Source organism: Stenotrophomonas sp. CFBP 13725 (assembly GCF_014841935.1).
In the GTDB taxonomy this organism is placed as follows: Bacteria; Pseudomonadota; Gammaproteobacteria; order Xanthomonadales; family Xanthomonadaceae; genus Stenotrophomonas.
Genome location: NZ_JACYUV010000005.1, coordinates 78435 through 96085 on the forward strand (window position 1 = coordinate 78435; position 17651 = coordinate 96085).

Sequence of the window (17651 nt, forward strand, 5' to 3'; positions counted from 1 at the left end):
GGTAGGCTGCTTGATTGCCGTCCCCGACGCCCTTCCTGCTGGCCGGGCCCCAGCCCAAGTCCCCACTACCGGATCCCCCATGGCGATGGATTTCATCCGCATCCGCGGCGCGCGGACGCACAACCTCAAGAACATCGATCTCGATCTGCCGCGTGACAAGCTGATCGTGATCACCGGCCTGTCCGGCTCGGGCAAGTCCTCGTTGGCGTTCGATACGATCTACGCCGAGGGCCAGCGCCGTTACGTCGAATCCCTGTCGGCCTATGCCCGCCAGTTCCTCAGCGTGATGGAAAAGCCGGACCTGGACCACATCGAAGGCCTGTCCCCGGCCATCTCGATCGAACAGAAGTCGACCTCGCACAATCCGCGTTCGACCGTCGGCACCATCACCGAAATCTACGATTACCTGCGCCTGCTGTACGCGCGCGTCGGCACCCCGCGCTGCCCGGACCACGGCTACCCGCTGGAAGCGCAGACCGTCAGCCAGATGGTCGACCACGTGCTGACGCTGGATCCGGAACAGCGCTACATGCTGTTGGCGCCGGTGATCCGCGACCGCAAGGGCGAGCATGCGCAGGTCTTCGACCAGCTGCGTGCGCAGGGCTACGTCCGCGTGCGCGTTGACGGCGTGTTGTACGAAGTGGACGAAGTGCCGCCGCTGGCGCTGCGCCAGAAGCACACCATCGAGGCGGTGATCGACCGGTTCCGCCCGCGCGATGACATCAAGCAGCGCCTGGCCGAAAGCTTTGAAACCGCACTGAAGCTCGGTGACGGCATGGTGTCGGTGCAGTCGCTGGACGCAGCCGATGCGGCGCCCGCGCTGTTCTCGTCCAAGTACTCGTGCCCGGTCTGCGATTACTCGCTGCCCGAGCTGGAGCCCCGCCTGTTCTCGTTCAATGCCCCCATGGGCGCCTGCCCCGGCTGCGATGGCCTGGGCATGGCCGAGTTCTTCGATCCGTCCCGCGTGGTCGTGCACCCGGAGCTGCCGCTGTCGGCCGGCGCCGTGCGCGGCTGGGACCGTCGCAACGCGTACTACTTCCAGCTGATCGCCTCGCTGGCCAAGCACTACAAGTTCGATGTGGATGCGGCCTGGAACACGCTGCCGGCCAACGTGCAGAAGGCCGTGCTGTACGGCAGCGGCGACGAAACCATCAGCTTCACCTACTTCACCGAGGCAGGCGGGCGCACCCAGCGCAAGCACCGCTTCGAGGGCATCATTCCCAACCTGGAACGCCGCTACAAGGAAACCGAATCGTCGGCGGTGCAGGAAGAACTGGGCAAGTACATCAGCGAGCAGAGTTGCCCGGAGTGCAAGGGCGCCCGCCTGAACCGTGCCGCGCGCAACGTGTTCGTGGCCGACCGTCCGCTGCCGGACCTGGTGGTGATGCCGATCGACGAGGCACTGACGTTCTTCAACACGCTGAGCCTGCCGGGCTGGCGTGGCGAAATCGCCAGCAAGATCGTCAAGGAAATCGGTGAACGCCTCGGCTTCCTGGTGGACGTGGGCCTGGATTACCTGAGCTTGGAACGCAAGGCCGATACCCTGTCCGGTGGTGAGGCCCAGCGCATCCGCCTGGCGTCGCAGATCGGCGCGGGTCTGGTCGGTGTGATGTATGTGCTGGATGAGCCGTCCATCGGCCTGCACCAGCGCGACAACGAACGCCTGCTTGGCACCCTCACCCGCCTGCGTGACCTGGGCAACACGGTGATCGTGGTGGAGCATGACGAAGATGCGATCCGTCTGGCCGACTACGTGCTGGACATCGGTCCGGGCGCGGGCGTGCACGGTGGCGAGATCGTCGGCCAGGGCACCCTGCAGGACATCCTGGATTCGCCCCGTTCGCTGACCGGCCAGTACCTGTCGGGCAAGCGCGGGATCGAGATCCCGGCGCGCCGGCACAAGCCGAATCCGAAGACGACCCTGCACCTGCGCGGCGCCAGCGGCAACAACCTGAAGAACGTCGACCTGGCGATTCCGGCGGGCCTGATGACCTGCATCACCGGCGTGTCCGGCTCGGGCAAGTCCACGCTGATCAACGACACGTTGTTCTCGCTGGCCGCCAACGAGATCAACGGCGCATCGCACGACATCGCGCCGTACAAGGAAATCGACGGGCTGGACCTGTTCGACAAAGTCGTGGACATCGACCAGTCGCCGATCGGCCGCACCCCGCGCTCGAATCCGGCCACGTACACCGGTCTGTTCACGCCCCTGCGCGAGCTGTACGCGCAGGTACCCGAATCGCGTGCGCGCGGTTACTCGCCGGGCCGCTTCAGCTTCAACGTGCGCGGTGGCCGCTGCGAAGCCTGCCAGGGCGATGGCCTGATCAAGGTCGAAATGCACTTCCTGCCGGACGTGTACGTGCCGTGCGATGTCTGCCATGGCAAGCGCTACAACCGCGAGACGCTGGAGATTCTGTACAAGGGCTACAACATCAACGACGTGCTGCAGATGACCGTCGAAGATGCGCTGAAGCTGTTCGAGCCGGTGCCGAGCATCGCGCGCAAGCTGGAAACCCTGGTCGACGTGGGCCTGAGCTATATCAAGCTGGGGCAGAGCGCGACCACGCTGTCCGGTGGTGAAGCACAACGCGTGAAGCTGTCCAAGGAACTGTCGCGCCGCGATACCGGGCGCACGCTGTACATCCTGGATGAGCCGACCACCGGCCTGCATTTCCACGACATCGAAGCGCTGCTGGGCGTGCTGCACAAGCTGCGCGACGAAGGCAACACGGTGGTGGTGATCGAGCACAATCTGGATGTCATCAAGACCGCCGACTGGATCGTCGATCTCGGCCCGGAAGGCGGCCACCGCGGTGGCACGATCCTGGTCACCGGCACGCCGGAAGACGTGGCAGCCTGCCCGACCTCGTACACCGGCCAGTTCCTGGCGAAGATGCTGCCTTCGATCAGCGCGCGTCCGGACAAGCCGGCCGCGGTGGCGAACAAGCCGGATGCCCGCCCGCCGCGCAAGGTGAAGCCGGAACCCAAGAAGAAGGCTGCCGCCGCCAAGAGCACCGGCACCACGACCAAGTCCGCCGCGACCAAGACCCCCGCGACGCGCAAGAAGAAGGACGCCTGATGAGCAACGAGCACAAGATCCTCGCCCGCATACCGATCAGCGTGCGCTGGCGCGACATGGACAGCATGGGCCACGTCAACAACGCCAAGTACATCTCGTACCTGGAAGAAGCGCGCGTGCGCTGGATGCTGGGCGTGGAAGGCGTGGCGATGACCGACCGCATCGCGCCGGTGGTGGCCGCCACCAACGTCAACTACCGGCTGCCGATCGTGTGGCCGAACGACATCCTGGTGGAACTGTTCGTGGAGCGGCTGGGCAACAGCAGCGTCACCATCGGCCATCGCATCGTCGACCAGCAGGACGAAACGCGCCTGTACTCGGATGGCAACGTGGTGGTGGTGTGGATGGATACGCAGACCGGCAAGAGCGCGCCGTTGCCGGATGCAGTGCGCAACGCCTCGACCTGAGCGGCCTCGGCTTCTGCACGTAGACCCTGCCGCTGCGCTCGCCGAGCGTGGCTCGGCGCTACAGACACCACCCCGGTAGCGCCGAGCCGTGCTCGGCGGCTTCTGCACGTAGACCCGCCGCTGCGCTCGCCAAGCGTGGCTCGTCGCTACAGACACCCACCCGGTAGCGCCGAGCCGTGCTCGGCGGCTTCTGCACGTAGAGCCTGCCGCTGCGCTCGCCGAGCGTGGCTCGGCGCTACAGACACCCCCCGGTAGCGCCGAGCCGTGCTCGGCGGCTTCTGCACGTAGACCCTGCCGCTGCGCTCGCCGAGCGTGGCTCAGCGCTACTGACTCCACCCCGGTAGCGCCGAGCCGTGCTCGGCGGCTTCTGCACGTAGACCCTGCCCCTGCGCTCGCCGAGCGTGGCTCGGCGCTACCCGGCATCCGTCCGCACGACTGCGGGGTGTCAGGGGGCGGCCTTCCGCACCTGCAGGGTGATGCTGGCTTCGTCACCGCCGTCCAGCGCCAATACGACCGGCACCGCCTGCCCCTCTTTCACTGCGCCAGTTGCCTGCATCAACATCAGGTGCATGCCACCGGGTTTCAATTCGATCGTCGCGCCCGCCGGTATCGCCAGATGGTGCAGGTGCTGCATGCGGCTGACATCGCCCTGCACCCGGGTTTCATGCAGCGACACATCGGCGAAGGCCGCACTGCGCGCGCCCACCACCGTGACGGCCTTTCCGCATGCGTTGCGGATCTTCCCGTAGCCGGCGGTCATCGGCGTGGAGGCGGTCGGCGGCAATCGCGCCCAGCCCTCCTTTACTTCCAGGCAGGTCACCGTCGCGGCGGAGCCCACAAGGGGCGCAGCCCAGGCGCAGATCCCGAACAGTACGCCAACGAATGGTTTGGTTATCATCGGACCACGTTCCCTCACGGCAAGAGATCGCAGCATGACCACCCTCATCGAGGTGTACAACCACGGCCCCATCCGCGAACTGCGCCTGGCGCGGCCGCCGGTCAATGCGCTCGACACCGAGCTGTGCCGGCAGCTGATCCACGCGATCGAACAGGCCATGGCCGAGGACGTGCACGGCCTGGTGCTGTCCGGCAACGAGCGCGTGTTCACCGGCGGCATGGACGTACCGCACCTGATGGCCCATGGCGATGACCAGCGTGCCCTGCTGGACAGCTGGCAGGCGTTCTTCGGCGCGGTGCGCACGCTGGCCGAGAGCCGCATCCCGGTGGTGGCCGCGCTGACCGGCCACGCGCCGGCAGGGGGCTGCGTGCTGGCGCTGTGCTGCGACTACCGGGTGATGGCGCGCAGCATTGACCCTGCCCAGCCCTTCACCATCGGATTGAACGAGGTGCAGGTCGGCCTGGTCGCGCCTGAAGGCATCCAGCGCCTGCTGCGCCGTGCCGTAGGCGTCCACCGCGCCGGCATCCTGCTTACCACTGCGGCGATGGTGCCGGCCGAGCAGGCGCTGCAGATCGGCCTGGTGGATGAGCTGGCGGACGGCGATCTGGTGGTGGCCCGCGCCGTGGCGTGGCTGCAGCGGCTGCTGAAGATGCCGCGCCAGCCCATGCTGCTGACCCGGGCCATCGCCCGCGCCGAGCTGCACGAAGCCCTGCACCCGGACCTGATACAGCTGGATCGCTTCATCGAATCCTGGTACGCGCCCGATGCGCAGCAGGCCTTGCAGCAACTGGTCGCCCGGCTGGGTAAATGAACCGTGGGTCCGGGGGCGTCCCCGCTATAATCGCCCCCTGTCCTGACACCGGCTGTCCCTCTTGAACGACACGCACGAACCCGTCGTCTCCGAACTGATCGACCTGCTCACCCTGGAGCGGCTGGAAGACAACCTGTTCCGTGGCCAGAGCCGCGACATCGGCACCAAGTATGTGTTCGGTGGACAGGTGCTGGGCCAGGCCCTGGCTGCAGCCCAGGCCACGGTGGAGAACGGCCGCCACGTCCATTCGTTGCACGCCTACTTTCTGCGGGCGGGCAACATCGATCATCCGATCGTGTACGACGTCGACCGCACCCGGGACGGCGGCAGTTTCTCGGTACGCCGGGTCACCGCCATCCAGCACGGCAAGGTGATCTTCTTCTGCGCGGCCTCGTTCCAGCAGGCCGAGCACGGCGCCGAGCACCAGCACAAGATGCCGGAAGTGCCGCAGCCGGAAGACCTGGAACCCAACCGCCCGCTGCCGCAGGATGTGCTGGAGCGGCTGCCGATCAAGGTGCAGCGCTGGCTGTCACGCGGCGGTCCGTTCGAGTTCCGCCACGTCTATCCGCGCGATGAACTCAACCCGCCCAAGCGCCCGCCGTATCACCAGGTCTGGTTCCGCCTGAGCGAGCCGGTGGGCGATTCCCCGGAGCTGCACCAGGCGCTGCTGGCCTATGCATCGGACTTCCACCTGTTGGGCACGGCAACGTTCCCGCACGGCATCAGCTATTACCAGCCGCACGTGCAGATGGCCTCGCTGGATCACGCCATCTGGTTCCACCGGCCATTCCGCGCCGACGACTGGCTGCTGTACTCGCTGGACAGTCCCAGCGCGCAGGATTCGCGCGGCTTGGCACGCGGCCAGTTCTTCGACCGCCAGGGTCGGCTGGTCGCCAGCACGGCACAGGAAGGCCTGATCCGCGTGGTGCCCGACAGCGTCGCCGCAGCCGCCGTACCGGCGAAGGACTGAAGGACCCCATCCCATGAGACAGATATTCAGCAGCCAGCGCGTGGAAACCGTGGAGGGCGTGGCCGAACTGCTGCGCAGCCATGACATCGAAGTACGTGTGACCGATGGGCGCACGTACCACACCAAACGCCGCGGCCAGTTCAGCTACCTCGACCAGAACAAGAACATCCGACCGCCCACGGTGTGGGTGGTGCGGGCCGACGACCAGCCGAAGGCGCGCGAAATCCTGCGTGATGCACGGCTGCTCGACACCACGCGCCGCGACCATCCGACCGCGGAATTCGCCTTCCGCGAACCCGCCGCTGCCACCAGCGGCCGCGGCTGGGCGTGGCGCATCCGCATCGCCCTGCTGGTGGTGATCGCCGGCGTCGCGCTGTTCATCGCGATGGGCCATCGCGGCGCTCAGGCCCCGCAGCCTGCTCCCGCTGCACCGGAACCCGCCGCCCAGCCGCAGCCTGCCGCACCGACCCCGCCCGCCGCGCCGGAAGAGGAAGAAGAAGTCCGCGTGCGCATCCAGCCAGCCGCCCCGCAACGCTGACCGCGAAGACGACCGCTGGCCGTCAACGCTGACCGCCCGCGGCCGTCACTACCGGGCGGTCACATTCGCCGTGCCGCTTCGTCTTGGGACACAATCCCCGCAGGAGCGCCGCCCATGACGACTGTTGCCGCACCCTTCGATGATGTCCTGCACCGCGAACTGCCGGCCGCCGCAGAGGGCTGCCAGCACGCGTATGGCCGCATCGTGCAGGCGTGCCAGAACACGGTCACCGCCATCGCCCTGGCCATCACCCGTGATCGCGAGGCGAGCGAAGACATCGCCCAAGACGCCTTTGTCCGCGGCTGGCAGCAACTGCAGACGCTGCGCAATCCGTCCAGTTTCATGCCGTGGCTGCGGCAGATCACCCGCAACCTCGCCCGTGACTGGCTGCGCCGTCAGCGCGGTCGCCCCCTGTCCGGCGATGCGGCCGATCTGGCCATCCAGATGGCGGCCGATCCATCGCCCGATGCAGCCGACCGCCTGCAACAGATCGAAGAAGAAACGGCGGCCGAAGACATCATCTCCGCCTTGCCTGAAGACAGCCGCGAAGTGCTGTTGCTGTATTACCGCGAGGGCCAGCGCTCGCAGCACGTGGCCAACCTGCTGGGCCTGAGTGACGCGGCGGTACGCAAGCGCCTGTCGCGCGCGCGCGGCATGGTGCGCGAGGGCCTGCTGCAACGCTTCGGCGAGTTCGCCCGCAGCACGGCGCCCAGCGCCGCGTTCGCTACAGCGGTGGTGTCGACGCTGATGGTGGTGGCGCCGGGTACGGCCAGCGCGGCCATCGTGCTGGGTACCGTGGGCGCGGGCAGCACCAAGCTGGGCCTGGGCGGCGCCAGTGCGACCGGTGGCACGGCGCTGGGTTCGTTGACCGCAGCGGCATCCCAGCTGCCGGTGTTTGCGGACCAACTCAGCGTGGGCGCGACGATCGGCGCCGTGGTGGGGGGTACGACCTTCAGTTACCTCGGCGGTCGCTACCTGATGTCATTCGCGGAATCGCCGCAGGAACGCACGCAGATCCGGCGTTTCGTGTACCTCAACACGCTCACTGCGCTCGTGGTCTGCATCACCGTGCTGGCGCTTTCGCTGCTGGCGGCACCGGTGTGGGTGGGTCTGTTCGCTCTGTTCGCAGGCCTGTCGCTGGTGTGCTGGCAATGTCTGGTTCCACTGCGGCAGATCATGCAGCCGCTGATCGACCGGGATGCCGAACGGCGCGGACGGCAGGGAAAGCGGAACTGGACGTACGAAGCGATGTACGGCAAGCAGGGCATGCTGGGCGCTGGCCTGGGTGCATTGATCGTGGTCGGGGCGTTGCTGTGGAGAAACGGTTCGCTGTAGTTCAAAGCGGCAGCGACCGAAGGGCGTCACTGCGCTGCGTATCCGCTGGCCGTCAGCACCGTTTTCAGATGCTTTCTCCCAATCGGAATCTGCATTGTTCCTCAATGCTCTCGGCGATGTGTGCAGTCAAGCTGGTCACGCGCCCAGATGATTCGTTCCGGCGCACATCCCGATGATTCAAGGAGATCGACAATGATCCTGCGCGCCGCAGCGCTTTCTACCCTGATGCTTGCCTGCTTTACAGCGACTGCATCGGAACGCGCCTCGTCTTTTATCTGCTTTGATACCAAACACCCCGGACTCAAGGTGCAGGTCGGCGCCAATTCAAACGCAGAGGCCGTGGACAAGGGCTACATTCTGCTGAAGAGCAGTCCCCTGAACCTGCCTATCAGCAAGGACCGCGTCCGCTGCAACCCAGGCGCGATCCTTCCATAACCCGTCAGGGGTAACGGCAACGACCGCCTGCCATCGTCGGATGCCCGACGATGGCAGGCCATTGTGCTTCGCGGTTACTTGGCTGCGGGGCGAGCCGGACCCGCCGGTCCCCGGCCCTGGCCGCGGGGACCGTGCATCGGGCCCTTCGCTGCATCGAACTCGGCCTTGCTCAACTGGCCGTCCTTGTTGGTATCGGCCGCTGTGAACCAGGCATCCCGATGCTGCTTCATGCGCAGCTCGCTGTCGGCCTGGTCCAGAAAACCATCCTTGTTGATATCCATCTGATCGAAGCGCTCGGCCAAGCGCGGATCGGCTTTGGCTTCCTCACGGCTGATGCGGCCGTCCTTGTTGGTGTCCAGCTTCGCCAGCTGCTCGGCGTGGCCGCGGCCCGGGCCGCGGTGGCCGTGCTTGCCACGCGGCATTTCCTCGCGCGACAGCTTGCCGTCCTTGTTCGCGTCCATCTGGTCGAAACGCGCGACTAGACGCGGCGACGCGGCCGCTTCGGCACGATCCACGAAGCCGTCGTTGTTGGTGTCCAGCTTGGCCGGACGCTGCGGAGCGGGCGGCGCGTCCGCGGCCAGTGCGATGCCGGTAGCAGAGGTGCTGAACAGCAGGGCCAGCAGCAGGGGGGTACGCAGGGTCATGGTGTCGCTCCAGTAGAAGGGGGTAACGGGGGTGCATGTCTGTCACCCTCGATATACGAACAACGCCCGGGCGGAGCCACGGTTGACCGGCCACCCCGCCGCGTTCATCAGGCAGACAGTCGCGGCTGATGCGACAGCCAGAAGTTATGCTGTCCGCATGGCACTACATGGCAACCGAGACGACGACCTGCGCCTGTTCCAGACCGGCGAGCACCCGTGCGGCTACTGGCCGGACCGAACCGCGCGCGACCTGGTGCTGGACCCGCACGACCGCCGGCTGGGTGGCCTGTATCCGATGGCGCTCAGCTGGGGGTTCCGGCGCAGTGGCGATCTGGTCTACCGGCCGCATTGTGCGCAGTGCCATGCCTGCGTAGCAGTGCGCATCCCGGTGCAGCGCTTCGCCGCCGACCGCAGCCAGCGCCGCTGCGCCGCGCGCAACGCTGACCTGGAAATCCGCATCACCGCCGCCACTGCCAGCGACGAACTGTTCGCGCTGTATCGCCGCTACCTGTCGCACCGGCATGCCAACGGCGGCATGGACAGCCACGGCCCGCACGAGTTCGAGCAGTTCCTGATCGGCAGCTGGTCGCACACCCGCTTCATGGAGATCCGCCTGCCGCCGCCGCAGGGCGGTCCCGGCGCCCTGATCGGGGTGGCGGTCACCGACGTGACCGAGCAGGGCCTGTCGGCGGTCTACACGTTCTTCGATCCGGACCACGCCCAGCGCGGTCTGGGCACGTTCGCGATCCTGCAGCAGGTGGAATGGGCGCGCCGCGAGGCCTTGCCCCATCTCTACCTCGGCTACTGGATACGCGACCACCTGAAGATGGATTACAAGCGGAGGTTCCGCCCGCTTGAAGCCTATGACGGACGCCGCTGGAACGAGTTCGACCTGGAACTGGCCGGTCGCTGACAAGCCACTGACACAGGCGCCGGTGCACAATACCGACCATGAAAATTCCCGCCTTCCGCCTCCCTGCCCTGACCGTCGCCCTGGCCCTGCTGTGCGGCGGCTGCGCGCAGACCCCCGAGCGTACCGCCACGATGCCCGACGCCGCCTCGCCCCTGCGATTGGCCACCTACAACACCTCGCTGTACTCGGACGAGACCGGGGGGTTGATCGCCGAACTGGAAGGCGACAGCGCGCATGCGCGCAAGATTGCCGCGGTACTGCAGCAGGTGCGCCCGGACCTGGTGCTGCTCAACGAGTTCGACTTCGACGACGCCCATCGGGCTGCCGATCTGTTCCAGAAACGCTATCTGGAGGTCGCGCAGGACGGCGGCGGTGAGCCGCTGCATTTCGCCTACCGCTACCTGGCCCCGGTGAATACCGGCGTGCAGAGCGGGCTGGACCTGGACAACAACGGCGAAATCGGCGGGGAGGGCCGCAGCCGCGGCAACGATGCATGGGGCTACGGCCTGCACCCCGGCCAATACGGCATGCTGGTGCTGTCGCGCTACCCGATCGATGAAGCCAAGGTGCGCAGCTTCCAGTTGCTGAAGTGGAGCGCGCTGCCCGGAGCGATCCGCCCGGTGGACCCGCGCACCGGCACGCATTTTTACAGCGACGCGGTATGGGCCCAGCTGCGGCTGTCGTCCAAATCGCATTGGGACGTGCCGGTGCAGACCCCGTCCGGCGTGGTGCACGCCCTGGTATCCCACCCCACCCCACCGGTGTTCGACGGCCCGGAAAAGCGCAATGCCGCGCGCAACCATGACGAACTGAAGCTGTGGCAGGCCTACCTGTCGGCCGGTGACACCGCGTGGCTGTGCGATGACCAGAAGCGCTGCGGCGGCCTGGCGCAGGATGCCCGCTTCGTGATCCTGGGTGACCTCAACAATGATCCGGTGGACGGCGATGGCCGCCACGAGGCGATTGTCGAACTGCTGGAACACCCGCGCGTGCTGCGCCACGCCACCCCCTCCAGCGTGGGCGGTGAGCAGACCAGCCTGGCCTACGCCGCCAAAGGCATCACCCGCCGTGGCGCCCCGCAGCACGCAACCGGCGATTTCGGCCCGAAGTCGGGCACGATGCGGCTGGATTACGTGCTGCCCTCCGTCGGCTTCGCGTACCACGGCGGCGGTGTCTTCTGGCCCGCCGAAGGCAGCCCCGAGTCCCGCATCGCAGACGGCAGCGACCACCACCTCGTCTGGGCCGACGTCCGGTAACGCTGAGGGGTAGCGCCGACCGGTAGAGCCGACGGGTAGAGCCGACTTCAGTCGGCTGCTCCGCGCGTCCGCATAACATCAGCCGACTGAAGTCGGCTCTACCAGTCGGCTGCTCTGCGCGTCCGCGTAACATCAGCCGACTAAAGTCGGCTCTACCTGCCGGCTGCTCCGCGCGTCCGCATAACATCAGCCCACGCCGGTAGAGCCGACTTCAGTCGGCTGCTCCGCGCGTCCGCATAACATCAGCCGACTGAAGTCGGCTCTACCTGTCGGCTGCTCTTCGAGTCCGCATAACGGCAGCCGACTGAAGTCGGCTCTACCTGTCGGCTGCTCCGCGCGTCCGCACAACATCAGCCGACTGAAGTCGGCTCTACCCATCGGCTGCTCTGCGAGTCCGCCTAACGGCAGCCGACTGAAGTCGGCTCTACCCGGTCGGCTCTACCCGTCGGCTTTACCTACCAAAGACAGCAGCGGCCCTACTTCAGGCTTACGCCGATGGCGGCGGCGGCGTCGCGGGCAATGGCGCGCGCTTGATCCGTGCTTTCGCCGCGGGCCAAGGTGACGCCGACGCGGCGATGGCCGTGCACGCTGGGTTTGCCGAACAGGCGCACGGCGGTATCCGGTACCTGCAGCGCGGCGGCGACGTCGGCGAAGTGCGGCACGCCTTCGCCGTGTGCCAGCAGCGCACACGAGGCACTCGGTCCGCTCTGCCGGATCACCGGAATCGGCAGGCCGAGGATCGCCCGCGCGTGCAGGGCGAACTCGCTCAGTTCCTGCGATACCAACGTGACCAGGCCGGTGTCGTGCGGGCGCGGTGAGACCTCGCTGAACCACACCTCGTCGCCCTTGACGAACAGTTCGACGCCGAACAACCCCCAGCCCCCGAGATCATCGGTGACGGCCTGCGAAATCTGCTCGGCGCGGGCCAGCGCCGCGGCCGTCATCGCCTGCGGCTGCCAGCTCTCGCGGTAGTCGCCATCCTTCTGCAGGTGGCCGATCGGCGCGCAGAACGAGGTGCCGCCCGCGTGGCGCACGGTCAGCAGGGTGATCTCGTACTCGAAGTCGATGAAGCCTTCAACGATGCAGCGGCCGGCACCGGCGCGACCACCGGTCTGTGCATACGCCCACGCCGGCGCGATGTCCGATTCGCTGCGCAGCGTGCTCTGCCCCTTGCCCGACGACGACATCACCGGCTTGACCACGCACGGCAGCCCGATGGCCTGCACGGCCGCGCGATACTCTGCCTCGGTATCCACGAAACGGTACGGCGAGGTCGGCAAGCCGAGCGTTTCTGCTGCCAGCCGGCGAATGCCTTCGCGGTCCATGGTCAGCCGCGCGGCACGCGCCGTCGGCACGACGCGCAGGCCCTGCTCCTGTTCCAGCTGGACCAGCGTTTCGGTATGGATGGCTTCGATTTCGGGCACCACCAGATGCGGCTTCTCCTCTGCGATCAGCGCACGCAACGCCATGCCGTCCAGCATGTCGATCACATGCGCCCGGTGCGCAACCTGCATCGCCGGCGCATCGGCATAGCGGTCGGCCGCAATGACTTCCACGCCCAGCCGCTGCAGTTCGATCGCCACTTCCTTACCGAGTTCACCCGAACCGAGCAGCAATACACGGGTAGCGGAGGGCGACAGGGGGGTTCCAAATGCAGACATGGCGGCGATCCAACGGCGAGCTGATGGCGGAGGGGCATTCTAGCCGCTCCGGCCTTCCGGCCGAACAGCGGAACTTGCAAAGTGATATCAATTTGATATCTTCCAGCTCAGACACCTCAAGGACGTATCGCCATGAAAGAACAGCCCATCCGCTCCCTCAATGGCCTGGCCGTACTGGCCGCCATTCTGGTCATCGCCGGCATTGCGGGCGTTGTATTCCTGGTCGGCATCACCGGTGCGAGCGGAGTGCGCCCCAGCCCGGTCCCGTTGCTGGGCAGCGTGGTGTTGATGATGGTGGCGGTGCTGCCGCTGATCGGCCTGTACACCGTGCAGCCCAACCAGGCGGCTGTGCTGAGCCTGTTCGGCAAGTATGTCGGCACGGTGAAAGACAACGGCCTGCGCTGGAACAACCCCTTCTATGCCAAGCGCCGTGTCAGCCAGCGCGTACGCAACGTCGAAAGCGGCAAGCTCAAAGTCAACGAGCTCGACGGCAGCCCGATCGAGATCGCGGCCGTGATCGTATGGCAGGTGGTGGATGCCTCCGAAGCCGTCTACAACGTGGACGACTACGAGAGCTTCGTGCATATCCAGTCCGAATCCGCGCTGCGCGCGATGGCGACCAGCTATCCGTATGACCAGCATGAAGAAGGCCAGCTTTCCCTGCGCAGCCATGCCAGCGAGATCTCCCTGCACCTGAAGAACGAGCTGGCCGAGCGGCTGGCCGATGCCGGCGTGCAGATCATCGATGCGCGCATCAGCCATCTGGCCTACGCCGCCGAGATCGCCCAGGCGATGCTGCAGCGGCAGCAGGCCAACGCGGTCATCGCCGCGCGCACGCGCATCGTCGCCGGTGCGGTGGGCATGGTGGAAATGGCACTGAGCGAACTGCAGAAGAACGGTGTGGTGCAGCTGGACGAAGAGCGCAAAGCGCACATGGTCAGCAACCTGCTGACGGTATTGTGCTCTGACCGCGGCACGCAGCCGGTCATCAATGCCGGATCGCTGTACTGAGTCGGTGTCACAGGAGTTTCCATGAGCGAGAAGAAAGCCTATCCACTGCGCATCAACGCCGATGTCCTGGCCGCGGCGCAGCGCTGGGCTGACGACGAGCTGCGCAGCCTCAACGCCCAGATCGAGTACGTGCTGCGCGATGCGCTGCGCAAGGCCGGGCGGCTGCCCAAATCCCCCCCATCGAAGGAGCACAAGGAATGAGCAAGCGCTGGACCTATCAAACCATCGAGATCAAGCCCGGCCTGATGGGCGGCTTCAAGGTCGATGAAGTGCAGACGGAACTGAATCGACAGGGGCAGCTCGGCTGGGAGCTGGTCAACATCGTCTTCGCTCCGTTGAATCCGATGATCCTGGTCTTCAAGAAGGAGGCCTGAGCATGCGTTTTTATCGCACGATGCTCGCCGTGGCGCTGTCACTGTCTGCCGGCCTGGCTTGTGCAGGCGAACCGGCGACGCGCGCGGTGCAACTGCTCGACCACCTGCAGGCAGGGCGTGTCGACGACGCCGAATCCATGTTCACCCCGCAGATGCGCGCTGCCGTGCCCGCTGCCAAGCTGCGTGCGTTGTGGCAATCACTGGGTGATCTGCAACAGCGCGGCGATGCACGCGTGAGTACGCAGCAGGGAATGCAGATGGTGGAGGTTCCGCTGCAGTTCGCCAGCGCGGCCTTGATCGCCCAGATCGCGGTAGACCCACAGGACAACATCGCCGGCCTGCTGCTGCGCCCTGCCCCGGCCGCGAAGGCACCCGCGCCCGCAGCGGACGCCCGCTTCCTGGAGCTGGAGTTCAGCGTTCCCCAGCAGCGCGGCGCACTGCCCGGCACGCTGGCGCTGCCCAAGGGCAAGGGCCCCTTCCCTGCAGTGGTGCTGGTCCACGGCTCCGGCCCGCAGGACCGCGACGAGACCGTCGGCGGCAACCGCCCTTTCCTGGACATCGCGCGCGGCCTGGCGGCACACGGCATCGCGGTACTGCGCTATGACAAGCGCACCCTCGCCCGCCCGCAGGATTTCCAGCAACCGTTCGACATCGATGACGAGACCACCGACGACGCCGTCGCGGCACTGACCGCACTGGCCGCCGATCCCCGCATCGATGGCCGCCGTGTGTTCGTCCTGGGCCACAGCCAGGGCGGCATGTTGGCACCGCGCATCGCCAGCCGCTGGCCGCAGGCACGCGGCGTGGTGATGTGGGCGGCGCCGGCGCGCGGCCTGCTGGACCTGCTGCCCGAACAGAACCGCTACCTGCTGGGGCTGGACGGTGACATCACTGCCCCCGAACAGGCCTTCCTCGACACGTTGGACGCACAGATCGCCGCTGCGCGCAGCGACGTTCCTGCTGCCGCCGACACGTTGCCGTTGGGCGTGCCCCAGCACTTCTGGAAGAGCATCGAAGCAGTAGATGCACGCGCCGATGCCAAGGCCCTGCGCAAACCGCTGCTGCTGGTCCACGGCGGGCGCGACTTCCAGATCACCGACACCGACTGGGCGCTGTGGCAAGCCGCATTGAACGGACGCAACGACGTGGCCTGGAAGCGCTATCCGGCCTTGAACCACATCGGCATCGCCGGCACCGGACCCAGTTCGCTGAAGGAATACACGCAGACCGGCCACGTCGATGATCAGCTGGTGGATGACATCGCCACCTGGATCGAGGCGCAGAAGTGAGCGGCGGCAGCGACCCCCGCTGTTTCGACGTGAGCGAGGATTCGGCACTGCGCCTGCTCTGGATCCTGCTGCCCATGCTGTCCTTCATCGGCGTGACGGCGTGGCACCTGCGCGAACCGGCGCCCTTCTCGACGCTCATCTTCGACATCACCGCCTCGCCCCCTTACTTCACGATGGGGGGCAGCCCCGGATGGAGTCTGCTGGTGGCGATCACCGTCACTGGCGTGCTCTGCTGGAAGTACTTCCAGCGCCGGGTGCAGCTGGACAATGGCGTGCTGACGGTGTGGTCCACGTTCTATCGCCGCCGCACGGCCGTCCTGGACATGCAACTGGACGAAGCCGTGGTGATCGACATGACGCGGGACCGGCGGCAAGGGCTGCAGTGCAGGACGAATGCATACAGCCTGCCCGGCTTCCACTCCGGCCATTACCGCCTGCGCGGTGGCGGCAAGGGCTTCGCCCTGGTGACCGACCTGCGCCGGGTGCTGGTGATCCCGGTGCGCGAGGGGCCTACCCTGCTGCTGAGCGTGGAGCAGCCACAGCAGCTGCTGCAGGCGCTGCGTAACGATCGCGGGTGAGCGGGGGCTGCGCCATGGTCGGGGCCACCGAGCGGCCTGCCCAGGCTGCCCCCCACGGCGCTTCGCGCTAAGCTGACCGCATGCACCGCTCGATCCCCCTGCTGCTGAACACCGACGCCATCGAAGTGTGGCCCGCCCCGCTGCTGCGCGCCCACGGCAATGCCGATGCGCGCCTGTTGGCGCGGGCGGATTGGGTGCTCCGGCGCAAGCGCGACGGCCGCTATCTTGCCGCGGTGCTCGATCAGGGCGTGCATTCGCTGATCGCCCAGCTGCCACGGGAACCCGGAACCGCCGAGGCGCTCGACGCGCTGTCGTGGCTGGATCCTGCACGCGGCGCGGGCGCCTTGGACACGCACCTGCTGTCCCCGCAGGGCCTGCGGGATCGGCTCGAGCCGCTTGGGCTGGATGCTGATGCGTACGCGGACCAGAGTGGCCTGATGCTTGAGCCGGAACCGGTGCTGCTTCACTACGCCGGTCGCGACCGTTTCCATCGCCCCCTGTGGCTGCGTCGAGCGGCCGCCCTGGCGTGGCGACGCATGCGCCTGCAGGCAGCACGCAGCGGCGTCGCCCTGGACGCGATTTCCGGTTACCGCAGCCACGCGTACCAGCTGGGAATTTTTGAACGCAAGCGGGCCCGCGGGCAGCAGGTCGAACAGATTCTGCAGGTGAACGCGGCGCCGGGTTTCAGCGAGCACCACAGTGGCATGGCGCTGGACATCGGCACGCCTGGCGAGCCGCCTGCGGAAACGTCGTTCGAGCACAGCCCGGCGTTCGCCTGGCTGCAGGAACATGCGCACCGGCATGGATTCCGGATGAGTTACCCGCAGGACAACCCGCATGGCATCGTCTACGAACCGTGGCATTGGCGATGGCACCCGGCCGCCGCCTGAACGCGCCTGATTGACGCTCGGCGAGCGCAGCGGCGCCTGACCCCTCCACCGAGCACGGCTCGGCGCTACAACAGCCTGCCCCGAAATGCCCGTGATCGGTAGCGCCGAGCCACGCTCGGCGAGCGCAGCGGCGCCTGACACCTCCGCCGAGCACGGCTCGGCGCTACCAGGTCACTCAGCGCCGCAAGGCGTCTACCGCCACCAGCACCCACCCCAGCATCAATGCACTGCCGCCGATCGGTGCGAAGCGTGTCGGCCACTGCCAGAGCGCGTTGCCGGCCAGGCTGCCGGCAAACAGCAGCGTGCCCAGCAGCAGCACGCACAACCCCAACTGCGCGAAGAACGTGCTCGCCCGCGGCCCCAATGCCACCAGTACCGCACCGTGCGCGAACGCATACAGCGCGGCCATGTTGAGGTGCTGCTGCGCCAGCGGGTCGCTGACACCGTGCGAGGCGTAGGCAGACACGCCGATGGACGCTGCGGCCAACAGCGCGCCGATGCAGGCCAGCAACGAAGGCCTGCGGGTACGTCGATCCATGGAAAACATAGCGGCTCCTTG

General features: G+C 66.9%; 19 protein-coding genes. 15 read left to right on the forward strand and 4 right to left on the reverse strand.

Annotation, left to right across the window (positions count from 1 at the left end; translation table 11 throughout):
• The first annotated feature begins 79 nt into the window (after nt 1–79).
• Together uvrA and IFT65_RS10580 are read left to right on the forward strand one after the other, a co-directional pair.
• Nucleotides 80–3082: an excinuclease ABC subunit UvrA gene (gene uvrA / locus IFT65_RS10575; RefSeq protein ID WP_188326508.1), complete on the forward strand. Its 3003-nt coding sequence runs from the start codon at nt 80–82 to the stop codon at nt 3080–3082.
• The gene (locus IFT65_RS10580) at nt 3082–3489 is read left to right on the forward strand and encodes a thioesterase family protein (protein ID WP_192081406.1); all 408 of its coding nucleotides are present in this window, start codon (nt 3082–3084) and stop codon (nt 3487–3489) included. The genes uvrA and IFT65_RS10580 overlap by 1 nt, the downstream gene beginning before the upstream one ends.
• A 445-nt stretch (nt 3490–3934) precedes the next feature.
• On the opposite strand, the gene IFT65_RS10585 is transcribed toward IFT65_RS10580, so the two are convergent.
• Nucleotides 3935–4387, reverse strand: coding sequence for a copper chaperone PCu(A)C (locus IFT65_RS10585; protein ID WP_188326506.1), 453 nt, complete (start codon nt 4385–4387; stop codon nt 3935–3937).
• Between the two features lie 34 nt (nt 4388–4421).
• On the opposite strand from IFT65_RS10585, the gene IFT65_RS10590 reads away from it, so the two are divergent.
• The 5 genes from IFT65_RS10590 to IFT65_RS10610 all read left to right on the forward strand — a co-directional run bounded on the left by IFT65_RS10590 (nt 4422) and on the right by IFT65_RS10610 (nt 8476).
• A complete protein-coding gene (locus IFT65_RS10590) occupies nt 4422–5198 on the forward strand; it encodes an enoyl-CoA hydratase/isomerase family protein (protein ID WP_192081407.1) in 777 nt (258 codons plus the stop codon).
• 61 nt (nt 5199–5259) lie between these two features.
• On the forward strand, nt 5260–6168 hold the full coding sequence (tesB, locus tag IFT65_RS10595) for an acyl-CoA thioesterase II (protein ID WP_188326504.1): 909 nt from the start codon (nt 5260–5262) through the stop codon (nt 6166–6168).
• A gap of 13 nt (nt 6169–6181) precedes the next feature.
• Nucleotides 6182–6706: a pathogenicity-like protein gene (locus tag IFT65_RS10600; RefSeq protein WP_192081408.1), complete on the forward strand. Its 525-nt coding sequence runs from the start codon at nt 6182–6184 to the stop codon at nt 6704–6706.
• A gap of 114 nt (nt 6707–6820) precedes the next feature.
• Nucleotides 6821–8041, forward strand: coding sequence for a sigma-70 family RNA polymerase sigma factor (locus IFT65_RS10605; protein ID WP_192081409.1), 1221 nt, complete (start codon nt 6821–6823; stop codon nt 8039–8041).
• A 192-nt stretch (nt 8042–8233) separates the two neighbouring features.
• Nucleotides 8234–8476 carry a hypothetical protein gene (locus IFT65_RS10610; protein WP_192081410.1) on the forward strand — a complete coding sequence of 81 codons (243 nt, stop codon included), beginning with the start codon at nt 8234–8236 and terminating at the stop codon, nt 8474–8476.
• 74 nt (nt 8477–8550) lie between these two features.
• Here the strand turns inward: IFT65_RS10610 and IFT65_RS10615 are convergent, their stop codons facing one another.
• A complete protein-coding gene (locus IFT65_RS10615) occupies nt 8551–9120 on the reverse strand; it encodes an EF-hand domain-containing protein (RefSeq protein WP_192081411.1) in 570 nt (189 codons plus the stop codon).
• 157 nt (nt 9121–9277) lie between these two features.
• On the opposite strand from IFT65_RS10615, the gene IFT65_RS10620 reads away from it, so the two are divergent.
• Together IFT65_RS10620 and IFT65_RS10625 are read left to right on the forward strand one after the other, a co-directional pair.
• On the forward strand, nt 9278–10033 hold the full coding sequence (locus IFT65_RS10620; protein ID WP_188326500.1) for an arginyltransferase: 756 nt from the start codon (nt 9278–9280) through the stop codon (nt 10031–10033).
• Nucleotides 10034–10071: 38 nt separating this feature from the next.
• On the forward strand, nt 10072–11289 hold the full coding sequence (locus IFT65_RS10625; protein ID WP_192081412.1) for an endonuclease/exonuclease/phosphatase family protein: 1218 nt from the start codon (nt 10072–10074) through the stop codon (nt 11287–11289).
• 476 nt (nt 11290–11765) lie between these two features.
• Here IFT65_RS10625 and purT read toward each other — a convergent pair whose 3' ends face one another.
• Nucleotides 11766–12950, reverse strand: a complete 1185-nt coding sequence (purT, locus tag IFT65_RS10630; RefSeq protein ID WP_192081413.1) for a formate-dependent phosphoribosylglycinamide formyltransferase — start codon at nt 12948–12950, stop codon at nt 11766–11768.
• A 132-nt stretch (nt 12951–13082) separates the two neighbouring features.
• Here purT and IFT65_RS10635 point away from each other — a divergent pair, with 132 nt between their 5' ends.
• The 6 genes from IFT65_RS10635 to IFT65_RS10660 all read left to right on the forward strand — a co-directional run bounded on the left by IFT65_RS10635 (nt 13083) and on the right by IFT65_RS10660 (nt 17092).
• Nucleotides 13083–13961: an SPFH domain-containing protein gene (locus IFT65_RS10635; RefSeq protein WP_192081414.1), complete on the forward strand. Its 879-nt coding sequence runs from the start codon at nt 13083–13085 to the stop codon at nt 13959–13961.
• 21 nt (nt 13962–13982) lie between these two features.
• On the forward strand, nt 13983–14162 hold the full coding sequence (locus tag IFT65_RS10640; protein WP_188326496.1) for an Arc family DNA binding domain-containing protein: 180 nt from the start codon (nt 13983–13985) through the stop codon (nt 14160–14162).
• Entirely contained in the window at nt 14159–14335 is a 177-nt protein-coding gene (locus IFT65_RS10645; protein ID WP_188326495.1) for a DUF4177 domain-containing protein, read from the forward strand. Before IFT65_RS10640 ends, IFT65_RS10645 begins: the two co-directional genes overlap by 4 nt.
• 2 nt (nt 14336–14337) lie before the next feature.
• Nucleotides 14338–15624 carry an alpha/beta fold hydrolase gene (locus tag IFT65_RS10650; protein WP_249405133.1) on the forward strand — a complete coding sequence of 429 codons (1287 nt, stop codon included), beginning with the start codon at nt 14338–14340 and terminating at the stop codon, nt 15622–15624.
• 29 nt (nt 15625–15653) lie between these two features.
• Nucleotides 15654–16202, forward strand: a complete 549-nt coding sequence (locus tag IFT65_RS10655; RefSeq protein WP_342029557.1) for a hypothetical protein — start codon at nt 15654–15656, stop codon at nt 16200–16202.
• A gap of 80 nt (nt 16203–16282) precedes the next feature.
• Nucleotides 16283–17092, forward strand: coding sequence for a M15 family metallopeptidase (locus tag IFT65_RS10660; protein WP_192081416.1), 810 nt, complete (start codon nt 16283–16285; stop codon nt 17090–17092).
• 175 nt (nt 17093–17267) lie between these two features.
• Here the strand turns inward: IFT65_RS10660 and IFT65_RS10665 are convergent, their stop codons facing one another.
• Nucleotides 17268–17639, reverse strand: coding sequence for a DUF423 domain-containing protein (locus IFT65_RS10665; protein ID WP_188326492.1), 372 nt, complete (start codon nt 17637–17639; stop codon nt 17268–17270).
• Nucleotides 17640–17651 lie beyond the last annotated feature (12 nt).